General features: G+C 68.1%; 16 protein-coding genes. 12 read left to right on the top strand and 4 right to left on the bottom strand.

Translation table 11 applies throughout. The features are described 5' to 3' along the window. Nucleotides 1–2 precede the first annotated feature (2 nt). The 3 genes from JRI60_RS16370 to gspN are packed head-to-tail and all read left to right on the top strand — an operon-like array spanning nt 3 to nt 3,144. The gene (locus JRI60_RS16370; protein ID WP_204226798.1) at nt 3–1,601 is read left to right on the top strand and encodes a type II secretion system protein GspL; all 1,599 of its coding nucleotides are present in this window, start codon (nt 3–5) and stop codon (nt 1,599–1,601) included. A 2-nt stretch (nt 1,602–1,603) separates the two neighbouring features. After that, nucleotides 1,604–2,161 carry a type II secretion system protein GspM gene (gene gspM / locus JRI60_RS16365; RefSeq protein ID WP_204226797.1) on the top strand — a complete coding sequence of 186 codons (558 nt, stop codon included), beginning with the start codon at nt 1,604–1,606 and terminating at the stop codon, nt 2,159–2,161. Between the two features lie 2 nt (nt 2,162–2,163). Next, complete coding sequence (gene gspN, locus JRI60_RS16360; RefSeq protein ID WP_204226796.1) at nt 2,164–3,144, top strand: type II secretion system protein GspN; 981 nt, start codon at nt 2,164–2,166, stop codon at nt 3,142–3,144. Here the strand turns inward: gspN and JRI60_RS16355 are convergent. Then, nucleotides 3,141–3,632, bottom strand: coding sequence for a hypothetical protein (locus JRI60_RS16355; protein ID WP_204226795.1), 492 nt, complete (start codon nt 3,630–3,632; stop codon nt 3,141–3,143). The two genes, gspN and JRI60_RS16355, sit on opposite strands and share 4 nt — an antisense overlap. Before the next feature lie 572 nt (nt 3,633–4,204). Between JRI60_RS16355 and JRI60_RS16350 the strand changes: the two genes are divergently transcribed. The 3 genes from JRI60_RS16350 (at nt 4,205) to JRI60_RS16340 (ending at nt 7,927) form a co-directional block, all read left to right on the top strand. Beyond that, nucleotides 4,205–5,596: a hypothetical protein gene (locus tag JRI60_RS16350; protein ID WP_204226794.1), complete on the top strand. Its 1,392-nt coding sequence runs from the start codon at nt 4,205–4,207 to the stop codon at nt 5,594–5,596. A gap of 73 nt (nt 5,597–5,669) precedes the next feature. Continuing rightward, a complete protein-coding gene (locus tag JRI60_RS16345) occupies nt 5,670–7,301 on the top strand; it encodes a sigma 54-interacting transcriptional regulator (protein ID WP_204226793.1) in 1,632 nt (543 codons plus the stop codon). Between the two features lie 116 nt (nt 7,302–7,417). After that, on the top strand, nt 7,418–7,927 hold the full coding sequence (locus JRI60_RS16340; protein WP_204226792.1) for an RNA polymerase sigma factor: 510 nt from the start codon (nt 7,418–7,420) through the stop codon (nt 7,925–7,927). 93 nt (nt 7,928–8,020) lie between these two features. Here JRI60_RS16340 and JRI60_RS16335 read toward each other — a convergent pair whose 3' ends face one another. Continuing rightward, nucleotides 8,021–8,689 (bottom strand): hypothetical protein, encoded by a 669-nt coding sequence (locus tag JRI60_RS16335; RefSeq protein ID WP_204226791.1) that lies wholly within the window; start codon nt 8,687–8,689, stop codon nt 8,021–8,023. Then, complete coding sequence (locus JRI60_RS16330; protein ID WP_204226790.1) at nt 8,689–10,860, bottom strand: S46 family peptidase; 2,172 nt, start codon at nt 10,858–10,860, stop codon at nt 8,689–8,691. The genes JRI60_RS16335 and JRI60_RS16330 overlap by 1 nt, the downstream gene beginning before the upstream one ends. 208 nt (nt 10,861–11,068) lie before the next feature. Here JRI60_RS16330 and JRI60_RS16325 point away from each other — a divergent pair, with 208 nt between their 5' ends. Beyond that, on the top strand, nt 11,069–11,806 hold the full coding sequence (locus tag JRI60_RS16325; RefSeq protein WP_204226789.1) for a M50 family metallopeptidase: 738 nt from the start codon (nt 11,069–11,071) through the stop codon (nt 11,804–11,806). Here JRI60_RS16325 and JRI60_RS16320 read toward each other — a convergent pair. Then, nucleotides 11,782–12,441 carry an MBL fold metallo-hydrolase gene (locus JRI60_RS16320; protein WP_204226788.1) on the bottom strand — a complete coding sequence of 220 codons (660 nt, stop codon included), beginning with the start codon at nt 12,439–12,441 and terminating at the stop codon, nt 11,782–11,784. The two genes, JRI60_RS16325 and JRI60_RS16320, sit on opposite strands and share 25 nt — an antisense overlap. A gap of 136 nt (nt 12,442–12,577) precedes the next feature. On the opposite strand from JRI60_RS16320, the gene JRI60_RS16315 reads away from it, so the two are divergent. The 5 genes from JRI60_RS16315 (at nt 12,578) to JRI60_RS16295 (ending at nt 20,889) form a co-directional block, all read left to right on the top strand. Next, nucleotides 12,578–13,258: a hypothetical protein gene (locus JRI60_RS16315; protein WP_204226787.1), complete on the top strand. Its 681-nt coding sequence runs from the start codon at nt 12,578–12,580 to the stop codon at nt 13,256–13,258. A 523-nt stretch (nt 13,259–13,781) separates the two neighbouring features. After that, nucleotides 13,782–16,166, top strand: coding sequence for a DNA gyrase/topoisomerase IV subunit A (locus tag JRI60_RS16310; protein ID WP_204228961.1), 2,385 nt, complete (start codon nt 13,782–13,784; stop codon nt 16,164–16,166). Between the two features lie 12 nt (nt 16,167–16,178). Continuing rightward, nucleotides 16,179–18,116 carry a DNA gyrase/topoisomerase IV subunit B gene (locus JRI60_RS16305; RefSeq protein ID WP_204226786.1) on the top strand — a complete coding sequence of 646 codons (1,938 nt, stop codon included), beginning with the start codon at nt 16,179–16,181 and terminating at the stop codon, nt 18,114–18,116. A 101-nt stretch (nt 18,117–18,217) separates the two neighbouring features. After that, a complete protein-coding gene (locus JRI60_RS16300) occupies nt 18,218–19,645 on the top strand; it encodes a PEGA domain-containing protein (RefSeq protein ID WP_204226785.1) in 1,428 nt (475 codons plus the stop codon). A gap of 23 nt (nt 19,646–19,668) precedes the next feature. After that, nucleotides 19,669–20,889 carry a PEGA domain-containing protein gene (locus JRI60_RS16295; protein ID WP_204226784.1) on the top strand — a complete coding sequence of 407 codons (1,221 nt, stop codon included), beginning with the start codon at nt 19,669–19,671 and terminating at the stop codon, nt 20,887–20,889. The last annotated feature ends 10 nt before the right edge of the window (nt 20,890–20,899 follow it).

Below are 20,899 nucleotides of genomic sequence, written 5' to 3'. Positions count from 1 at the left end.
GAATGGCCCGGATTCTTGGTCTGGACCTGGGCAGCCACTCCGTGAAGGGGTTGCTGCTCGACGCGAACACGCGAAGCTCGGCCGTGAAGGCCTGGGCCGAGGTGCGCCGCGCCCCCGAGGGTGACCGTCAGGAGACGCTGCGCGCGGCCCTGCGCGAGCTGCTGGCGAACCCGGAGCTGCAGCACGCCGATCAGGTGGTGGTGTCGCTGCCCGGTCAGTCGCTGGCCACGCACCAGCTCTCCCTGCCCTTCACCGACCCCAAGCGGATCGAAGCCACCATCCCCTTCGAGGTGGAGAGCCAGATTCCGTTCGACCTGGGCGAGGCCGTCTTCGACTACCAGGTGGCCACGCAGGTGAAGGACAAGGGCAGCGAGCTGCTGGTGGGCGTGGTGCGCCGCGAGGAGCTCGCGACGCTGCTGGGAGTGCTGAACGAGGCGGGGGTGGACCCGCGCGTGGTGACGCACCCGGGCATCACCTACCAGAACCTGCTGCTGCAGCAGGCGAGCCTCCTGGCGGACCTGGACTCGGAGACGGTGGCCATCGTGGACATCGGCCACGAGCGCACGACGCTGGCCATTGGCCGGCCCGGGTTGGGCGTGGAGTTCGCGCGTACCTTCTCCGGTGGTGGACAGGGCCTCGACCGCGCGCTGGCCGCCGAGTTCCAGACGCCGCTGCCGGAGGCGCACCACTGGAAGGAGTCGCACGGAGCGCTGGCGAGCGCGGCCCAGGCCCAGGGGCCGGATGGGGAGCGCGCCGCGGCGGCCTTCGTGCGCGGCCTGCAGCCGGTGCTGCGCGAGCTGCGTCCGTCCTTCAAGTCCTTCACCGCGCGCACCCGCCGTCAGGTGGGCGCCGTGCTGCTGTGCGGCGGCACCGCGCGCATGCCGGGTCTGGCCGAGCAGCTGGGCAAGGACCTGGGGCTGCCCACGCGCGTACTGGCGCTGCCGCAGGAGGTCTCCACCGTGGTGCCCGCCACGGAGCAGCCGGCGGTGATGCAGGCGTACTCGCTCGCGCTGCGCGGACAGGCCACGGGCGCCAGGGCGCCTCGCTTCAACCTGCGCCGAGGCGAGTTCGCCTTCAAGGGCGACTACGACTACGTGAAGGACAAGCTGGGACTGCTCGCCTCGTTCGCCGCCACCCTGCTGCTGCTGCTCATCGCCAGCGGCGTGGTGCGCAACTCGGTGCTGGCGCGGCGCGAGGCCCAGGTGGACGAGGTGCTGTGCACCGTCACCAAGAACATCCTCGGCGCGTGCGAGAAGAACTATGACCTCGCGCTCAACCGGCTCAAGGGCGTGGAGAGCCCCGCCGCGGCGCTGCCGAAGCTGTCGGCCGTCAACCTGCTGGCGGAGATGACGCAGCGGGTGCCGGCGGACGTGCAGGTGACGTTCGACCGCATCGACATCGACCTCGAGCGCATCAGCGTGCGCGGGGAGACGGACAGCTCCAAGCAGATCGACACCATCGCCTCCGCCCTCAAGGGCCACCGCTGCTTCAAGGAAGTGAAGGAGGGCAAGGTGGAGAAGACCCGGGACGGCAACAAGGTGACGTTCCGCCTGGACATCCAGGTGCAGTGCCCCGAGCAGGTCCAGGGAGGGGAGAGCTAGACATGGAAAAGATTCGAGGACTCCTCAACGAGGCCCGCACCTGGTTCGAGCGGTTGAGCATCCGGGAGCGCCGGATGGTGATGGCGACCGGAGGCGCGGTGCTGGTCTTCGTGCTGTTCGTCATCCTGTTCTCCTTCTCGAACAGCGCGGACAGCTACCGCAAGCGCACGGAGCAGAAGATGGCCAAGCTGCGCGAGGTCCAGACGCTGGCGGCCAGCTACCAGCAGGCCACCCAGGCGCGGCAGGCCATCGAGCAGCAGCTCACCGCCAGCAACGTACGGCTGATGAGCTACATCGAAGACAAGGCCACCCGGGCCGGACTGACGGTGCCCAACATGACGCCCAAGAACGACGTGGGCATCGGTGACGGGCAGATCATCGAGAGCTCGGTGGAGCTGACGTTCACCGACGTGGACCTGCGCAAGCTGCACGACTTCCTGTCGTCGGTGGAGAGCGGGCCGGGCGTGGTGAAGGTGAAGAGCCTGCGCCTGGAGCCGCACGCCGCCTCCGAGAACCTGACGGCGTGGACGACCGTCGCCACCTACAAGCTGAAGCAATGACCATGGCTGCAGAGATCAAGACCGCCCGCTGGAAACTCGGCCTGGGCTACGGGGCGTTCTCGCTCGTGGCCTTCTTCGTGTGCTTGTTCATCACCTTCCCGTACGACACGCTGCGGCGGCGCGCCGTGGACGCGGCGGCGGACGCGGGGTACGCGCTGCGCATCGGCTCGCTGCGGCCGGGGCTGCGGGGGCTGACGGCCACCAACGTGCGCATCAGCAAGGTGCCCAACGGGATGACGCCCGAGTTGCACAGCATGCTCGCCAGCGGCGCGAGCATGCTGCCCGGCCCCGAGGAGCTGGGCGAGCCGCTCACCCTGGACTCCGTGGCGGTGCGGCCCGCGCTGCTGCCGCTGGGAGTGGCCTTCCACCTGGACCTGATGGGCGGCAGCGTCAGCGGCAACGTGGGTGGGCTGGGTGACGTGCAAGCGGTGGTGAAGCTGTCGGACCTGGACACCTCGAAGGGCAACCTCAAGGGCTTCAGCGGGATGGACCTGACGGGCAAGCTGAATGGCTCGCTCACGCTCACCCTGCCGAAGACGCGAGGCCAGCCGGACCTGAGCCAGGCCAACGGCCAGCTCACGCTGGACACGAAGGAGCTGCTGATTCAGGGCGGCACCATCACCGTGCCCATGTACGGTCAGCCCACGCCGATGGACCTGCCGAAGATCGCCCTGGGGGACATCGAAGGGCGCATCCGCATCGAGAAGGGTCTGGCCACCGTGGAGGCGCTGCAGGCCAAGAGCGAGGACCTGGAGGTGCAGGGGTCGGGCACGGTGAAGCTGGGCCAGCGGCTGGACGTGAGCCAGCCGGACATGGACTTCAAGCTGCGCGCCGAGCCGGAGTTCGTGAAGCGGCTGGGTCTGCTGGGCGCGGGCCTGTCCATGCTGCCCACGGACAAGACGGATCCGAAGTTCCGCGTGGCGCACCTGTCCGGCTTCTTCAACCGGCCCAACTTCGGTCCGCCGCGCCCGCAGATGCGCTAGGCACCCGGCCCGGACTGGAAACCGGTCCGGGCCCGGAGCTGCGAAAGTTTCTTCAACAAGCCCTTGCGACGCCAGTGGTCGCGAGGGAGCCGACGAATGCGCTGCTCGGCCTCGTCCAACATCCGGCGGGCCTCGCGGTCATCGTGTTCCGGGTGCCAGCGACACCATTGCGCGTAGAGACATGCGACGTGGTAACGGCGCTCTGAATGGGAGTAGCCCAAACGTTGGATGCGCCGCAAGGTGCGCTCGAAGACAGGCCATGGGCAATTCCGCCCAAAAGCCTCGGTGAAGAGCGTCTCGGCAATGCGCCGTCTCACCTCACACCGCTCGAAGTCCGTCTTCACCACAGAAAGCAACAGCTGCCTCTCCAGTGCCTCGAGCTTGGGTTCGAGCACCTCGAAGGCATCATTGAAGGTTGTCACGAGCAGTTGATCGATTGCCCGTGCCACTTCTTCGAACCGACGCTCCGAGCTCTTGGACAGCATCACCGGCAGGGTCTTCCATCATCGAGAAAGTCCGGCCACTCGCCCTGATTCTGCATGCACTCATCCTGACAGACGTGACACAGGCTGTGACCTGCCGTCCCACTGGGGATGCTTTGAATCCGCGAACCAAGGCACTTCGTGAAGCCCTCGCTACAACGCTCCTTGATTTCCTTGTGGGAAAGCGGCGCGGGACACTGCTCGGAGGAATCTCCTCCACCACGACCAGGAACCTCGCCTGATTCCGAGCACCCTGTAGTCAGAATCACGGCAACGGTAGCAACCGAGCGAAACCAAAAGAAGCGCGCAGCACCGATGTTCCTCGAGCGTTGCATGCACCCTCCCTGGAGACGGCTCAGGCATACGTAGCCCGAAGCATCGGCAGCAATTCTCGGAGACTCGTTCGTCACTCTCCATTGAATGAGTCACTGGGAGATCGTCAGCCGTGCGTTTATCGACATCAGGAACCAGGTTCTTCGGCTGAAGTGTTGGTCAAGAACACGGCTCACCTCTGGTTGCCTTGGAAGGCTCCTCAGCGCGGGTTGAACTCCTGATGACTCGACGGGAGGTCGCGCACGATGAAGGACCGCACGCCGCCCTCACAGGGCTTCACCCCCGACCTCAATGGAGAGCGCGCCGCTCGCCGGAAGTTGCTCTGGGCCTGCGGTCTCATGATCCCGCTGGCCGCCATCACGGGTGTCTGGAGCTTCCGAAATGCCCAGTCCGCACGGGAGCAGCGTGCCCTGGTGCGCACCCCTCACCGGACCCCAACTCCCTCCCAGCACGCCGCCCAGGCCCTGGTTTCGGGCAACGTGGAACTCGCCAGGAAGGAAATCCTGGCGTCATTGGCGGACGCACCCAACGATGCGCCAGCACTCCTCGTCCTCTCGTGCATCGCACTGGAAGAAAACAACCTTCCAGAGGCTCGGGAGGTCATCGCCCGATTGAGAGCCGTAGCCCCGGAACGTCCGGAGCCGAAACTCCTGGAGAAGCTGTGGGTGTCACGCCAGCAGGCGCCCTCGTCAGGTTGGGAGCGAGCATTCCGCGAGGCCTGGATGGAGTTGGGCCGCCCCAACTTGCGGCAGGGCTCCTTGCTGCCAGACGCGGACTTCCTTTCTCCCTACAATCCCAACGAAGAGGAAGCAGTCTGGCGCCGAACCTCCTCTTCTCCCATCCGACTCACCCTCGCACTCGCATCCCTCCAACTCTCCGAGGAGCGCGCCCGTTGGTTGCTCGAACAGGTCCCCACACTGGAGGAGCCCGCTCTGCTCACGGCGGCATCCGAGATGCTGGGTCAGGACTCGCTTCCAGCGGCGCTCCGACAGGAGGCCCTCCCCATACTTCGCCAGCGGCTTGCCCGGCTCGTGGAGGTCTCCGCCCCATCCATGCAGCCTCGCTTGTTGTTGCTCCTGGCAGGCACCGAGGCAAAATCCCCGCTCACCCCGCAAGAACTCACCGCGCTCGATGAGCTCTCGGTCCTCTCCGTCTGGACGAGGAGCTCCCACACGTGGACCTTCCAACAGGCACGAGACCACTTGCGAGAGGCAGGGCTCTCGACCCCCAGCGCTCGCGCATCCCTGGTCGTGGAGCGAGCCACCGGCATCAGCAGCGCACTCCTCCTGCTCCGGCGAGCCGAGGCCACCCGTGAGCGGCTCTCCGAGGATGAACGCCGATGGATGGGACGCATGCTCTGGCGCATCGGCAGTCGCCTCACCGAGACCTCCAGCTACCTGGAGACCTCGGTAGGCACGCTGCTGATGGACGCCGGCGCCGATGACCTGAGAGACCACTGCGGCCAGGCGGAAACCCATGCACGCCAGGACGAGCTGAGCGCCGCCGCGGTGGCCTCGGACAAGGCCGCGCTCGAGCGGTGGCCCCTCCCCTCCTTGCGAGAAGAGATGGAGGAAGCACGCGCACGTGACGAGGTCGGGTGGTTACTCTCCTGGTTGGAGAAAATCACCCTACCCTGAAAATCATGTCTGGGAGTTGCGTGAGGGACACGCCACGGGTTAGGAGAGCCCCACGACTTTTCAGGGAGGCTCGATGCCAGAGCTGGTGTTCTTTCGTCGAGGTGAGGAGGTGCTGCGGGTCGGTCTGGGACGCGAGCGCATGGTGCTCGGTCGCGGCGAGAAGAGCGACGTCGTCATCCCCGACCCCGAGGTGAGTCGGCAGCAGGTCGCTCTCACCTTCGATGGCGAGCGCTGCAACTTGGAGGACCTGTCAGGTAAGGGCACCCAGGTGGCTGGCACCTCCATGAGCAAGGGCGAACTCGCGGACGGCTCGGACATCGCGCTCGGTCAATGGCGCGCCATCTTCCGGCTCCATGGCAGCGGCCAGTCCGAGGGCCCCACCGAGGTCGGCTCCCGCACCGAGCTTCAGCCCCGCGACTCCACCTCGCGCTGGCAGCCCGCCCAGGTGCGCATCAAGCGGGGCTCCGACGAGACCGTCCACAAGCTCAGCGGTGACAGCTTCACCGTGGGCAAGGACCCTTCCTGCGACCTCGTCATCGAGGATCCCTTCATCTCCGGCCGTCACCTCAAGGTGACCCGGCGCGATGGCCACTTCCACGTGGTGGACACCAACTCCACCAACGGCACCTGGATGGGCTCGGTGCGAATCTTCGAGGTGCAGGTCGGCCTGCCCTCCACCCTGCGCGTGGGTGAAACGGACCTCATCCTCGAGCCCGTCACCGCGGCCCGGAAGGAGCTGTCCTTTCACGGCATCATCGGCAACGACCCGTCGGTGCGGCAGCTCACCGAGCTCATCGAGCGCGTGGCCCCCTCCTCCGCCGCGGTGGCCATCCTCGGTGAGTCCGGCACCGGCAAGGAGCTGGTGGCCCGCGCCCTCCACGAGTGCTCGCAGCGCGCCGACCGCCCCTTCATCCCCGTCAACTGCGCCGCCATCTCCAAGGAGCTCATCGAGAGCGAGCTGTTCGGCCATGAGAAGGGCTCGTTCACCGGCGCCGCCAACGCGCACAAGGGCGCCTTCGAGGAGGCCGACGGGGGCACCCTGTTCCTCGACGAGATCGGCGAGCTGCCGTTGGATCTCCAGGCCAAGCTGCTCCGTGCCCTGGAGAACGGAGAGATCAAGCGCGTGGGCGCCGGCCGCCCCATGCACGTGGACGTGCGCGTGGTGGCCGCCACCAACCGCGATCTGCTGACCGCCGCTCGCGAGGGCCGCTTCCGCGAGGATTTGTACTACCGCCTGTGCGTGGTGCCCCTGCACCTGCCTCCGCTGCGTAGCCGGCGCGGGGACATGCTGGCCCTGGCCGAGCACTTCCTGCGCATCTACTCGCCCCGAGGTCAGACGGTGCGGCTCACCCCCGCCGCCGTGCAGCGGCTCCAGCAGCACGCGTGGCCGGGCAACATCCGCGAGCTGCGCAACGTGGTGCACCGCGCCCTGCTTCTGCGCAAGGGCGCCTCCATCGACGCCACCGACCTCACCTTCGACCAGGAGGTGAACCGCGAGACGGGCGTGTCGGTGCCCGAGCTTCCTCCGGGCATGACGCTGGAGCAGATGCTCTTCAAGCTGGAGCGGCAGATCGTCGAGGCCGCCCTGCGCCGCTATGGCAACAACCGCGAGCGCGTGGCCCGCGAGCTGGGTGTGGCCCGCTCCACCCTCTTCAAGCGGCTCAAGGAGTGGGGTCTCACGAAGCAGGAAGAGGAGTCGGAGTAGCACCCCGAGCCGGGGAAATCCGGTTTCGGGCGGCGCCAGGGGCGATTAGATCCTTTTCGAGGCCCGTGCGTTCCAGCTTCCAGACACCCGATGAGGGTGTCCAGGAGGCATACACCATGGATGCCGCGGTCATCGCCCTTCCTCCCTTCGCCGAGCTGTACCGCCAGTACCGCACACGGGCACTGGCCATCGCACGCCGCATCGTGGGCGACGCGGACGACGCAGAGGATGTGGTGCAGGACGTCTTCACCCGCTTGGCTCAGCGCCCCACGGGTTTTGACGGTCGTTCGTCGTGTTCCACGTGGTTGCATCGTGTGATGGTGAACAGCAGCATCAACTGGCTGCGTGCCCGCAAGCGCCGCGAGCGGCTGCAGCACGAGCCCGAGGCCCCCGCCTCGCCCGAGAACCAGGCCGTGGGCACGGAGATGCAGCGGCACTTCGAAGAGGCTCTGGCCAAGGTGAATGAGCAGCAGCGTCAGGTCCTGTGGCTGCGGGAAATGCGCGGCTACAGCTACCCGGAGATCGCTTCCATGCTGCGCATCCCTGAAGGCACCGTGAAGAGCGCCTTGCACCGCGGCCGTCTGCGCGCCCAGGCTGAAATGAAGGACCGCGGCCTGGAGCCGTGAGGGTGTAACGCCTCGGGCACGGTGGGATGCAATCCGAGGACTCCGTTACCCTCACCCCGTCCCTCTCCCGAAGGGAGAGGGGATGGGGACTCATCAGTCTTCCGACTTCGACCCCACGAAGTGATCTTCCTTGTCGCGGAAGAGCAGGTTGAAGCTCGTCAACGAGCCGTAGATGCGTGTGATGTAGCTCTGCATCTCCACCTTCTCGGCGTCCGTCAGCTTCGGGTGTGCGTTGAGCTTCTGCTCCATCACCCGCAGCTTGTCGCGCACCATCACGATCTTGTGGAAGAAGGCGTCGATGGGGATGTCCCGCCCCTGCACGTCCGTCTTCCCGGGCACCAGTTTGAGGGTGCCGCCCTCCCACTTGTTGGCCAGGGGCGGCGCCTCACCGCCCTCGCCCACCGCCTCCCGGATCAGCTCCATCAGCTCCGCGCGCGTCATGTTCAGCTCCAGCCCTTCCAGGTCCACCACTTCGTTCGGGTCCCGCTCCCGCCGCCGCACCACCGGTGCCACGCTCCGCGCGGAGCGTTCGCGGCGCGACGCCTCCTCGGCCGCCTTCGCCGCCACGCCTCGCGCCAGGAACTTGTTGCACAGCGGAGCCGAGGGCGGGAACAGCCCCCGCTCCGCCTGCAACCGGCAGTGGCCCACCCAGCCCCGGTGATCCACCGAGTGCGCCGCCCACAGCTTGCAGTTGCCGCACACCTTCTCCTCCGGTCCGAAGACCGGCAGCGGCGGCGGTCCACCCTCGGTTCCGTCCGACATCAGCGGCGCTCCTGGGCCTTGGGGCCCTTGCGGATGCCCAGCTCGCGAAGCAGCGCGTCCGCGTCCTCCACCTGATCCAACAGCCACAGCACGTAGCGCACGTCCACGTTCACGTTGCGCGCTACGTCCGGGTTGTAGCCGAAGTCGTTCGACACGTTCTCCCACACGCGGTCGAAATTGACGCCCACCAACTGTCCCTTGCCGTTCACCGTGGGGCTGCCCGAGTTGCCCCCCGTGGTGTCCGCGTCCGCGAGGAAGTTCACCGGCACGTCCTTCAACCGCGCGTCCACCCACGGCCCGTAGCGCTTCGCCTCGGCCGCGGCGGCCACCTTGTCCGGCACGTCGAAGGGCTCCTCGCCCGTGTGCTTCTCCATCACGCCCGCCAGGGTCGTCTGCGGCGTGTAGAAGGCTCCGTCGCGGGGCGAGTAGCCCTTCACCTTCGCGAACGTCACCCGCAGCGTGCTGTTGGCGTCCGGCGCCACCGGCTTGCCCGCTTGCGCCAACACCGCCCGGCGCCACTCGGGGAACAGCCGCGCGCTCGCCCCAGCACGCCGATCCCTCAGCTCGTCCAGCGCCACCACCTCCGCCGCCAGGTCGAAGCCAAAGTCCAGCAGCGGATCCTTCCGCGCCCGCAGCTGCGCCTCCGTCTCGCCCGACATCTTCTGCCGCTCCGTCAGGTCCAGCACCTTCGAGGCGGTATAGAGGGCGTCGATCTTCGCGGACACCTCCTTCTCCGCGTACGTCCGGCCGAAGAGCTTGTCCACCGCCGCGATGCGCTCGCTCTCACCGAGCGTCTGGGCCCGCCGCACCAGCGCGAGGAACATCCGCTTGTCCGCCGGCGCGAAGAAGTTCTTCTGCTCGCGCTCCAGCCTGTCCTTCAGCCGCGGCAGCTCCCGGTCCATGAACTCGGGCTTGCGCTCGAGGTCCGGCTTCGCCCGCTCCTGCGACAGCCGCACCAGCGTCACCGCCAGCGACGGCCCCTTCACCGAGGCCTTCAGCACGTCGAGCAGGAACTCGCGCTCGAACGTCTTCGCCTTCTCGGCCTGCTGCGCCAGCAGCTCCGTGCGCGCCTTCAACGCACCCGCGGACTCCTTGCGCTTCTCCGCCCACGCCACCACCGCCGCCTCGGCCGCCCGCTGCTTCTCCACCAGGGACCCGCGCTTGAGGCCCGCGAGCTGTCCGCCCGCGTTCTTGTAGCGGTTGTGCATGCTCTTGAGGTTGGAGGCCACGGCGATCTTCCCCGCGGGGTCCTTCGCGCCCTCCTCCTCGAGGATGCGGATGAGCTCGCCGTACACGTCGATGAGGCGCGGGTAGTAGCGCGCCTGGCGCTCGGCCATCTCATCCGCCAGCAGCGCGCGGAAGGTGGTCCCGGGGTAGCCCAGCACCATCACGAAGTCATCCGGCTTCACGCCCTCGGTGGCCAGCGGGAAGAAGAACTCCGCCTTGTAGGGCACGTTCTGGGCGTTGTACTGCGCCGCCGAGCCGTCCGGCGCCACGTACGCGCGGATGATGGCGAAGTCACCGGTGTGACGCGGCCACATCCAGTTGTCCACCTCTCCGCCGTACTCGCCCACCGCGCGCGGCGGCGCGTACACCAGCCGCACGTCCGCCAGCTCCACCGAGTCGATCAGCACGTACCGCAGCCCGCCGTCGAAGCTGGCCACCTTGCAGCGCGTGGCCGGGCGCTTCTCGCACGCGGCGACCAGCTCCTTGTCCTTGCGCTCCAGCGACTTCTGCCGCGAGAGGTCATCCGCCCCCTCCGGCACCGCCGCCAGCATCTCCTTCGTCACGTCCGTGAAGCTGCGCGGCACCTGCACGCGCGCGCCCTTGCCCGGCAGCTCCTCCTCGCGGCCCTTCGCCAGGAAGCCCTGGGTGAGGAGGTCGCGCTGCGGCGTGCTGTGCTCCTGGATGATGGAGAAGGCACAGTGGTGGTTGGTGATGACCAGGCCCGATTCGGCGATGAAGGCGCCCGTGCAGCCGCCCACGTTCACCGCGCCCGCCAGCAGGCCGGTGCCCCGCTTGGGATCCCACAGCCGCTTCGGCGATACCTGGAGACCCTGGGCCTTCAACCACGCCGGGTCGAGCTCGAGGACCTGCTGAGGGGTCCACTTTCCCTCCCCGGCCAGCGCCGGGGCAGCCACGAGCGAGAGGAGCAGGAGCGTCTTCTTCATGGAGCCCTTCCCTATCTCGTCTCGGCTCCGCTGGCGATGGTCTCGGGTGGCCAGGGAGACCAGGAGAGGGGTACATACCCTCACCCCAGCCCTCTCCCAGAGGGAGAGGGGGCATACACGGAGTCTCGCTCGTTCACCCCACGGGCTTGCCAGGGAGCGGGAGGAGTCCCGGGGAACAAGCCATGTGGGGACGTGTTGTGGGCCCCGCATGCAGACCTCGAGCGGCGCAAAGCTGGATTTCGGCCGGGTGGCCCTTCTCCTCGTGCTCCTGGGCACGGGCTGGTACTTCTGGGACTCGCCCGCCCTGTGGCCCCTGAAGCTGCTGGTGGTGATGATGCACGAGAGCGGTCACGCACTCGCCACCCTGCTCACCGGGGGCGCCGTGGACCGCATCACCCTCGCCGCCAATGAGTCCGGAGCCTGTCTGTCCCGGCTGCCCTCCGGGATGATGGCCCAGGTGGCCGTCTACTCCGCCGGCTATGTGGGCAGCGCGCTCGCTGGGGCCTTCCTGCTGCTGGCCACCTTCCGCTTCCGGCTGCGCCGCCTCGTGCTCGGCGCGGCGTGCCTGTGGCTCGCGGTGATGGGCGTCCTCTACGCCGGCGACAGCTTCACCCTGGCCTTCTGCCTGGGCACCGCGCTCGTGCTGGCGCTCGCGGCGAAGTACCTCCCGGACGGCGGCGTGGACATGCTCAACCTCTTCCTCGCCGCCTTCACCGCGCTCTACGTGGCCTTCGATCTGCGCTCGGACCTGTTGCACGGCGCCGTGGGCTCCGCCAGCGACGCGACCCTGCTCGCCCACCTCACCCCCGTGCCTTCCTGGGCCTGGGCCGCGCTCTGGTCTTTCGTCTCGCTCGCGCTGCTGGGCCTCTTCGCCCGCTGGTCGCTGCGCGCCGCGCCCCCGGAGAACATGGGCTACGGGCCTCAGCGCCTCGGACGCATCCGGTAGGCCACGAAGGAGGCCACGTCCGGGAAGGCGAAGTACGGGTTGTGCTGGCGCACGTCGCTCATGGCCGCCACCGGCACGTCCGCGTAGTCGTGCCCGGGGAAGAGCCGCGTGCTGTCCGGCACCTTCAGCAGCACCTGCGACAGCGAGCGGTACATCGCCTCCGGGTCGCCTCCGCGCATGTCGCACCGCCCGCAGCCGTTGATGAAGACGGTGTCGCCCGACACCAGCGCGTCCTGCGCCAGCAGGCAGTGCGAGCCCGGCGTGTGCCCCGGGGTGTGCAACGCCTGGAAGCCGCGTCCGCCCACCGTGAGGGCATCCCCCGGGCCCAGGGGTCGCATCGCGCCTCCCGCCAGCTTGCGCAGGTCCTCCGAGAAGTCGACCTCGGCGCGCTGCGCGTACACCGGCACGTCGTGACGCGAGAGCAATTCCGGCAGCCCGTTGGTGTGGTCGCCGTGGCAGTGCGAGACGAAGGCGCCCACCAGGCGCTTGCCATCCTGCTCGAGGGCCTTCTCGATGGCGGGCACGTCCCACGCCGGGTCCACGACCAACACCTCCGGCGAGTCCTTGGGGCCCACCAGGTAGACGAAGTTGTCCATCGGCCCGAGCTTCAACTGGCGCACGTACAGGGATTGCATCGGCATCCTCCGGGCGGGCCTCCGCCCCACGGTGTCCACTCTATGCCCCGCGCGCGGGAAGAGGAGCGCTCTTGAGACGGGACACCGCTTCGCATTTGAATGTGGACCCTTCCCCCCGTGCCGAGGAGGCCCCCGCTTGAAGACCCCGCTGCTCCCCCTGGCTCTCACCCTGCTCGCCACGAGCGCCATGGCCAAGGACCGGGCCACCTTCCGCTACACCCCTCCACCGGACGAGGAGCGCCCCGTGGTGGTGGAGGCAACGGTAGGACCCCAGGGCAGTGACTTCGCGCTGCGGCTGCGCTTCGACAAACCCCCCTTCGGGCAGGAGTGTGGCAGCCGCTGTGCCAGCGCCACCGTGCTGCTCGACACGGACTCGAACACGCAGTCGGGCCTGAAGCTCTCCGACAAGGCACCCGAGAACGGCGCGGACCTGGCCCTCGTCATCCAGGGCACGAGAGACCTCTCCGGCACGAGCTCGGACGGCTACCTGCGCGTGAAGGTGCGGCGCCTGTCGGACGATTCGCGCACCCTGGATGACGGCGAGCTGCTCACCGAGCTGGATCACCGGCGAGATCCCGATCGCATCCACATCGAGGGGAACACGGTCTTCCTGCTCATCGACGCCACGAGCAACCTGCCCTCGGGCCGCAAGGTGCGCGTCGTCTACCACCCACCCGGCAGCAAGGCGATCCAGGCCTCCATCCCCGGCATGCTCAGTGGGAGTGCCAGCAGCGGCAAGGTGATGATCTTCCGGCGCGGTGGGAGCTGGGGAACGGCACAGCAGGGCGGCAAGCGCGTCGGCACCGAGAGCAAGTAGACCGAGAGCAATCAGGCGGAGGGGAAACGCCACCGAGCCCACGCTTCCCAGGTAGCCCTGCACGCCGGGAAGCGAACCGCGCGAGTCATGTCAGACCCCCGATCCAATATCCGCCAATGGCCCTCGGACCCGGGTCCATGCCGTACCGCGATGCCCCCTCCGCCCTACCCGTCAGGACAAACAGGCCCCTACCCACCCCCGGCCTGTCTACCCTCCTGGTAGGCATTGCCCCCCTACCCCCCGTCCGTTCCGCCCCTACCCGTCGTCCCGGTCCCAACCCAGGCAGGCAAGCGGAATGGCCCCATTTTTCAAGCCCTTGGATGATTGATTTCGTAGCCCCGGACACTGAACGGATGTATAGGAACCCCACGCCCGAGGCTGTGCAAACCCTCGATTTTGTTCCCTTTGACGGAGGGCCGTGCTACTTCCGCCGACCCATCATTTGCTGGGCCGGGTGCGGAGTGCGCGAGCCGCGCCCCGCGTTCCATAGGGATACGAACGGTCCTGACCTGAACACATGAGCATGCTCGCAGAAGCCGAAAACAAGACGCGGAAGAAGCAGGGGGCCTCGGGCGGCGGGGGCGGCGATGGTGCGCCCGCGGCCGCGGGGGGGGGCGGTGGCGCCACTCCCGCCGGGCTCGCCGAGGAGGCCCGTCGGCGCTACCTCAACTACGCCCTGTCGGTCATCACCTCGCGCGCCCTCCCGGACGTGCGCGACGGCCTCAAGCCCGTGCAGCGCCGCATCCTGTACGGCATGTGGAATGACCTGAGCCTCTCGCACGACGCGAAGTACAAGAAGTGCGCCCAGGTCGTCGGCGCCATCATGGGCCCCTACCACCCGCACGGCGACACCGCCATCTACGACGCCCTCGTGCGCATGGCCCAGGACTTCTCCCTGCGCTACCCGCTCGTGGACGGCCACGGCAACTTCGGCTCGCTCGATGGCGACGCCGCCGCCGCCTACCGTTACACCGAGTGCCGCCTGGAGAAGCTCGCCGACGAGCTCCTCAACGAGCTGGGCCAGAAGACCGTCGACTTCCGGCCCAACTACGATGGCACCCGCCAGGAACCCATCGTCCTGCCCTCGCGCGTTCCTCACCTGCTGATGAACGGCACCACGGGCATCGCCGTGGGCATGGCCACCAACATCCCGCCCCACCACCTGGGCGAGCTGTGCGACGCGCTCACCGCGCTCGTGGATGACAACAGCCTCACCACCAAGCAGCTGCTCAAGTGGGTCAAGGGCCCGGACTTCCCCACCGGCGGAGAGATCCTCAACTCCCAGAAGGAGCTGCAGGAGATCTACGAGACCGGCCAGGGCGGTGTGCGTCTGCGCGGCGAGTACGAGCTCGAGGAGCTCAAGCGCGGCGGCCAGCAGATCATCATCACGTCCATCCCCTACACGGTGAACAAGTCCACCCTGGTGGCGAAGATCGGCGAGATCGTCCGGGAGCGGAAGCTGCCGCTCGTGGTCGACGTGCGCGACGAGTCCACCAAGGACGTGCGCATCGTGATGGAGCTCAAGAAGGAGGCCAGCCCCGAGCTGGTGATGGCGTACATCTACAAGAACACGCCCCTCCAGACGAACTTCAACGTCAACCTCACGTGCCTGGTGCCCAACCCGGAGAACCCCGAGGTCGGCACGCCCAAGCGGCTGGGGCTCAAGGAGATCCTCCAGTACTTCCTGGACTTCCGTCTCCAGGTCATCAAGCGCCGCATCCAGTACCAGCTCGACGAGCTCAAGAAGCGCGTCCACATCCTCGAGGGCTTCGAGAAGGTCTACGACGCCCTGGACGAGATGATCCGCATCATCCGCGCCTCCGAGGGCAAGCAGGACGCCGCCAAGAAGCTGATTGCCCGCTTCAAGCTGGATGAGCTCCAGGTGGACGCCATCCTGGAGATGAAGCTCTACAAGCTGGCCCGCCTGGAAATCCTGGTGGTCCAGAACGAGCTCAAGGAGAAGCGCAAGCAGATCAAGGAGCTGGAGGCGCTGCTCAAGAGCAACCAGCGCCTGTGGGGCACGGTGAAGGACGAGCTGGCCGAGGTGAAGGCCGCCTACGGCACCGGCAAGCGCCGGACCAAGGTGAGCTTCCGCGGCGCCGAGGAGATGACCTTCGACGCCGAGGCCCTCATCGCCGACGAGGACGCCCACGTCGTCCTCACCCGCGACGGGTGGATCAAGCGCGTGCGCGAGGTGAAGGATCCCAACTCCACCCGTCTGCGCGAGGGTGACGCGGTGATGACGGTGCTCGCCGGCAGCCTCAAGGCGAACCTCGTCCTCTTCAGCAACTTCGGCACCGCCTACGTCACCCGCTTCAACGACGTGCCGGCCTCCACCGGCTACGGCGATCCGGTGCAGAAGCTGTTCAAGTTCGACGACGGCGAGCGCGTGGTCGCGGCGCTGTCGCTCGACAGCCGCCTGTGGCGCCCGGAGAAGCTGCTGGGTGTCACGAAGCAGGGCATGGGCATGCGCTTCCCGCTGGCCCCGCACCTGGAGATCTCCACCCGCGCCGGCCGCCGCTACGCCAAGACGGGCGAGGGCGATGAGATCGTCGGTGTGCAGCCGGTGGAGGACAAGGACCTGGTGGGCGTGCTCACCGAGCGCACCAGCGTGCTGGTGTGCAAGGTGGCGGAGATCAACGAGCTGGCCGGCCCTGGCAAGGGTGTCACCGTCATCAAGGTGGAGGACGGAGACCGGGTGGTGGACTTCCAGGTCGTCCCCCACGGCAACAAGGAGGCGGGGATCACCTTCGAGACGCAGAAGGGCCGCAAGCTCACCCTGCACGCGGGCCGTCACGAGGTGACGGGCCGTGGTGGCAAGGGCCACGAGATGTCGCGCAAGGACGCGGTGAAGGAGGTGCTGCACGCACCCCTCTTCGTCCCGCTGCCGGAGCAGAAGAAGGACTAGCCGGAGACTGTCATGGCGACGACCAAGAAGACGACCTACACGGGCGCGGACATCCAGGTCCTCGAGGGCCTGGAGCCGGTCCGCAAGCGCCCGGCGATGTACATCGGTGGCACCGACGCTACGGGCTACCACCACCTGCTGTGGGAGATCCTCGACAACTCGGTGGACGAGGTCATCAACGGCTATGCGTCCACCGTGGAGGTCACCCTCCACAAGGACGGCCGTACCATCACGGTGGTGGACGATGGGCGAGGCATCCCCATCGACATCATGCCCAAGTTCAAGAAGCCGGCGGTGGAGATCATCCTCACCACGCTTCACGCGGGCGGTAAGTTCGAGCAGGGCAACTACATCCACTCGGGCGGTCTGCACGGCGTGGGCAGCTCGGTGGTGAACGCGCTCGCCCGCAAGCTGGTGGTGGAGATCAAGCGCGACGGCAAGCGCCACGTGCAGACGTACAGCAAGGGCAAGCCCACCAGCCCGCTCAAGGCGGAGGGTCCGGCGCGTGGCACCGGCACCTCCACGACCTTCGAGCCGGATCCGGAGATCTTCGGCGAGAAGCTGAGGTTCGACGCGAAGCTCATCCGCGAGCGGCTCGAGGCGAAGAGCTACCTCCACAAGGGCATGACGGTCGTCTGGAAGGACGACACGGCCACCCCGCCCGTGAAGGAGGAGTTCAAGCACGATGGTGGCATCGCCGAGTACCTGACCAAGGTGGTGGCCGAGCGCGGCAAGCCGGTGGTGCCGTCAGGCAGCACGGCCATCTTCTACCACTCGCGTGACAACGGGGTGCGCCTGGAGGCCGCGCTGGTGTGGACGGAGGCCACGGACGAGCACATCCGCTCGTACGTCAACGGCATCCCCACGCCGCTGGGCGGCACGCACGAGGGGGGTCTGCGTGGCGCGGTGGTGAAGGCCGTGCGCAACTACATCGAGACGCACGACCTCTCCTTCAAGGGCGTCACGCTCACCGCGGAGGACATCCGCGAGGGCATGACGGCCATCCTCTCCACGTACGTGGTGGAGCCGCAGTTCCAGGGCCAGACGAAGGGGCGCCTCAACAACCCGGAGACCACGGCCCAGGTGGACAGCGTCATCCGCCCCGCGCTGGAGAAGTGGCTCAACGACAACAAGTCCATCGCCGAGGCGGTGGTGGCCCGCATCGTGCTGGCCGCCCGTGCCCGCGAGGCCAGCCGTGCCGCCTCGCAGGCCATCAGCCGCAAGACGGCCGTCAGCCACCGGCTCAACCTGCCGGGCAAGCTGGCGGACTGCTCCTCCACGGAGCCGGGCACCAGCGAGCTCTTCCTCGTCGAGGGTGACTCCGCAGGTGGCAGCGCCAAGCAGGGCCGGGACCGGCGCACCCAGGCCGTCCTCCCGCTGCGCGGCAAGGTGCTCAACGCCGAGCAGGCCTCCACCGACAAGGTGGTGGGCAACAAGGAGCTCACGGACATCGTCAGCGCCCTGGGCTGCGGCATCGGCAGCGACTTCGACATCACCAAGCTGCGCTACGGCCGCGTCTTCCTGATGATGGACGCCGACAGCGACGGCAACCACATCGCCACGCTGCTGCTCACCTTCTTCTACCGGCACCTGCGCCCGCTCATCGAGCAGGGGCACATCTACCTCGCCCAGCCGCCCCTCTTCCGGGTGGACATCGGCAAGGAGACGTACTGGGCGCTCGACGAGGTCCACCGCGATCAGATCATCCGCGAGAAGGTCAAGGGCAACGCCAAGCCCAGCGTCATGCGCTTCAAGGGTCTGGGTGAGATGACGCCGGACGAGCTGAAGGAGACCACGCTCGATCCGAAGAAGCGTCAGAGCCTGCAGGTGACCATCGACAACCCGCTGCTCACCGACCAGGTCATCAACGACCTGATGGGCCGGGACGTCAGCGCGCGCTTCAAGTTCATCATGGAGAGCGCCAACGAGGTCGAGGAGCTGGACGTGTAGGACCCGCCGCCGGGGGCGGGGTACCGGGCCCTCCCGGACCGCCCCCCGGCAGCTCGCGGGGCATGGTGCGCGGCCCCCCGGCTCGGCTAGCATCCCGCTCCGTGCATCTGAAGACCCCCCTCGCCCTCTCGCTGGCGCTCCTGCTGGGTGCCGCCCCTAGTGTGTCGGAGGCAGCCGCCCCTGGTGGCGCTGCCGCTTCGTCCCGCAAGTCGAAGAAGACACCGCCCGCCGAGCAGAGCACCCCCGCTCCGGAGCCCACGCCCGCCCCGGCCGAGACTCCGGTGGAGGCTCCCGAGCAGGCCCAGGCGCCCCAGAACCCCCCGGCCGAGCCCTCCGAGCCCGCCCCCGCGCCCCAGGAGCAGCAGCTCCCGCCCCCCGCCTGGGCCGGCCGTGTCGCGGTGCTGGCCGTCCCCGCGGACCGGGGCACCACCGAGACCGCCTCCCGCATCGAGACCGACCTGCGCGGCGCGCTCGGCGCCTGGCCGGACGTGCAGCTGGTGGACTTCGCGCCCCTCTTCCCGCCCCCGCCGCCCATCTCCCTCAAGCAGGGGGATGCCCTCTTCGACGAGGGCAAGGGCCTCTACGACAACCTCGACACGGAGGCCGCGGCGAAGAAGTTCTCCGAGGCGGCCGCCTTCTACCGGCGATACGCGGTGGACACGAAGCCGGAGCGGCTGGCTCGCGTCCACATCTTCCTGGGCGCCTCGCGGATGCTCAACGGGGACGCCGCCGGGGCCCAGGAGTCCTTCACCCAGGCGCTGCTCGCCTCCCCCACCGTCCAGCCCGAGACCGAGTTCTTCGGTCAGGACGTGCACGAGGCCTTCAACGCCGCGAAGGTGGGCCTCTCGCGCCAGCCGCGGGGCGCGCTCGCCATCGACTCCCTCCCGGCGGGCGCGCAGGTACTGCTGCACGGAGAGAGCGTGGGCACCACGCCGCTGAAGGACGTGGAGCTCGCGCCCGGCGCGCACCAGGTCGTGCTCACCCTCCCCGGTCATCTGCCCTTCGGCACCTTCCAGGTGGTGGAGTCCTCCAAGCGCGCCGAGCTGCGGCCCACGCTGGAGCCCACGCCCAGCCTGTCCGCGGTGCAGGATCTCGCCGTCAACGCGTCCAGGTCTCCGACGCTCGTCACCGACAAGCTCCCGCCCGAGGTGTCACAGCTCGGCGAGCGGCTCGGCGCCCGCTATGTGGTGCTCGCGGTGGTGAAGCAGGAGCGCGAGGGGCTCGTGACCGCGCTGCACGCGTGGGACCTCCAGCTCGCCAACCGCCTGCACGGCGTGGTGCTGAAGCCCGGAGAGGCCCGCGGCCAGGAGGCCGTGGCCCGGGTGCATGACTTCGTCACGGGCAAGCAGGTGCTGCCCTCCTCCCGGCTGCCCATCGCGATCGCACTGCCGCCCGTCGTGAAGAAGCCCTGGTTCTGGGCCACGGTGGGTGGAGTGGCCGCGGCCACCACCGCGAGCATCCTCCTGGCCACCCAACCCCAGCCCAAGCTGCTGGGACCACGGCTGGGGAACCCCGGCGCCGGTTGGTAGCGTTCCTTTCCGAGGTCCATCGAATGAAAGCCCTTGCGCTCCTGCTCCTCCCCACCCTGGCGTTGGCGGCTCCGCCCCCCGGCCCGCGCCGCATCTCCTCGCTCATCGTTCCCATGGATCCCACGGCCGAATCGAGCGGACCGCGGTTGGAGAACTACATGAACGAAGCCCTGGGCCAGTTCCAGGGCTACACCGTGCGCAAGCCCGAGGAGCTCTTCGGCATGCCCCCGGACGAGGAGGCGCAGACCGCCCTCAAGCGCGGCGAGCAGGGCTACAAGGAGAGCCTCGAGGCCTTCGAGAAGAAGGACTACGAGGACGCCGAGCGCAAGATACGCGCCACCCTCAAGGAGCTGCAGAAGGCCGCCGGCGCGATGACGGCTTCCTGCAACCCGCTGTGCGACGCCACCGCGCTCTACGCAGCGGTGATGCACCTGCGCGGCGACGCGGAGGAGGCGAAGCTGGCGCTGCTGGACTTGATGGCGCTCAACCCCACCTACGAGATGGACACCAAGCGCTTCAGCAGGGATCTCATCGCGCTGCGGTTGCAGGTGGCCACGGGCGTCAACGCGGCGCTGCGCGGTGGGGCGACGGTGAAGTCCCGTCCGGCCGGCGCGCGCGTCTTCATCGACAACGAGTTCAAGGGCTACACCCCGGTGACGGTGTCGACGCTGTCGGTGGGCAAGCACCTGCTGCGCCTGGAGCGGCCCGGCTTCCGCCAGTACGGGCAGATCCTCGAGGTGAGCCCGGACGACGTGGAGGCGAGCACCGCGCTTCAGCCGACGGACGCCTACAAGGCCTATGACACGAAGCTGGACGGCGTGGCCTCCGAGGTGATGCGTGGGGGCAATGTCTCCAACCCGTCGGTGGCGGGGATGGGCAAGTCGCTCGGGCTGGAGCAGGGGCTGGTGGGCACCGTGCGCGACATGCCGGACAACAACACCACGGAGCTGGTGCTGGGCCTGTTCGAGATGCGCACCGGCAAGCGGCTCGGCAGCAAGCGCGTGGTGCTGCAGGGCGACGAGTTCGGCCAGCTCAAGTCGGAGGTCAACCGCCTGGTGAATCACCTGGTGAACAATGCCGAGGGCGGCGGGGAGAAGGTGGTGAAGTCGTCGGATCCGCTGGAGAACGCCCACGGCACGGACGAGTGGAACGGCGAGGATCGCGGCGGCAAGCGGCGCATCCAGGAGAAGAAGTCCAAGAAGGGGGATCCGCTGGAGGGAGTGAACGGAACCGAAGATTGGTGAGACACGGCGC

It is taken from the genome of Archangium violaceum, assembly GCF_016887565.1.
GTDB classification, from domain to species: domain Bacteria; phylum Myxococcota; class Myxococcia; order Myxococcales; family Myxococcaceae; genus Archangium; species Archangium violaceum_B.
This window is presented reverse-complemented; position numbering and strand designations above follow the sequence as displayed.

Excerpts from the sequence above, each read along its gene's own strand:
- JRI60_RS16370 (WP_204226798.1), top strand. The coding sequence starts at position 3 with ATGGCCCGGATTCTTGGTCTGGACCTGGGCAGCCACTCCGTGAAGGGG.
- gspM (WP_204226797.1), top strand. The coding sequence starts at position 1,604 with ATGGAAAAGATTCGAGGACTCCTCAACGAGGCCCGCACCTGGTTCGAG.
- gspN (WP_204226796.1), top strand. The coding sequence starts at position 2,164 with ATGGCTGCAGAGATCAAGACCGCCCGCTGGAAACTCGGCCTGGGCTAC.
- JRI60_RS16350 (WP_204226794.1), top strand. The coding sequence starts at position 4,205 with ATGAAGGACCGCACGCCGCCCTCACAGGGCTTCACCCCCGACCTCAAT.
- JRI60_RS16345 (WP_204226793.1), top strand. The coding sequence starts at position 5,670 with ATGCCAGAGCTGGTGTTCTTTCGTCGAGGTGAGGAGGTGCTGCGGGTC.
- JRI60_RS16340 (WP_204226792.1), top strand. The coding sequence starts at position 7,418 with ATGGATGCCGCGGTCATCGCCCTTCCTCCCTTCGCCGAGCTGTACCGC.
- JRI60_RS16335 (WP_204226791.1), bottom strand. The coding sequence starts at position 8,689 with ATGTCGGACGGAACCGAGGGTGGACCGCCGCCGCTGCCGGTCTTCGGA.
- JRI60_RS16330 (WP_204226790.1), bottom strand. The coding sequence starts at position 10,860 with ATGAAGAAGACGCTCCTGCTCCTCTCGCTCGTGGCTGCCCCGGCGCTG.
- JRI60_RS16325 (WP_204226789.1), top strand. The coding sequence starts at position 11,069 with ATGCAGACCTCGAGCGGCGCAAAGCTGGATTTCGGCCGGGTGGCCCTT.
- JRI60_RS16320 (WP_204226788.1), bottom strand. The coding sequence starts at position 12,441 with ATGCAATCCCTGTACGTGCGCCAGTTGAAGCTCGGGCCGATGGACAAC.
- JRI60_RS16310 (WP_204228961.1), top strand. The coding sequence starts at position 13,782 with ATGCTCGCAGAAGCCGAAAACAAGACGCGGAAGAAGCAGGGGGCCTCG.
- JRI60_RS16305 (WP_204226786.1), top strand. The coding sequence starts at position 16,179 with ATGGCGACGACCAAGAAGACGACCTACACGGGCGCGGACATCCAGGTC.
- JRI60_RS16295 (WP_204226784.1), top strand. The coding sequence starts at position 19,669 with ATGAAAGCCCTTGCGCTCCTGCTCCTCCCCACCCTGGCGTTGGCGGCT.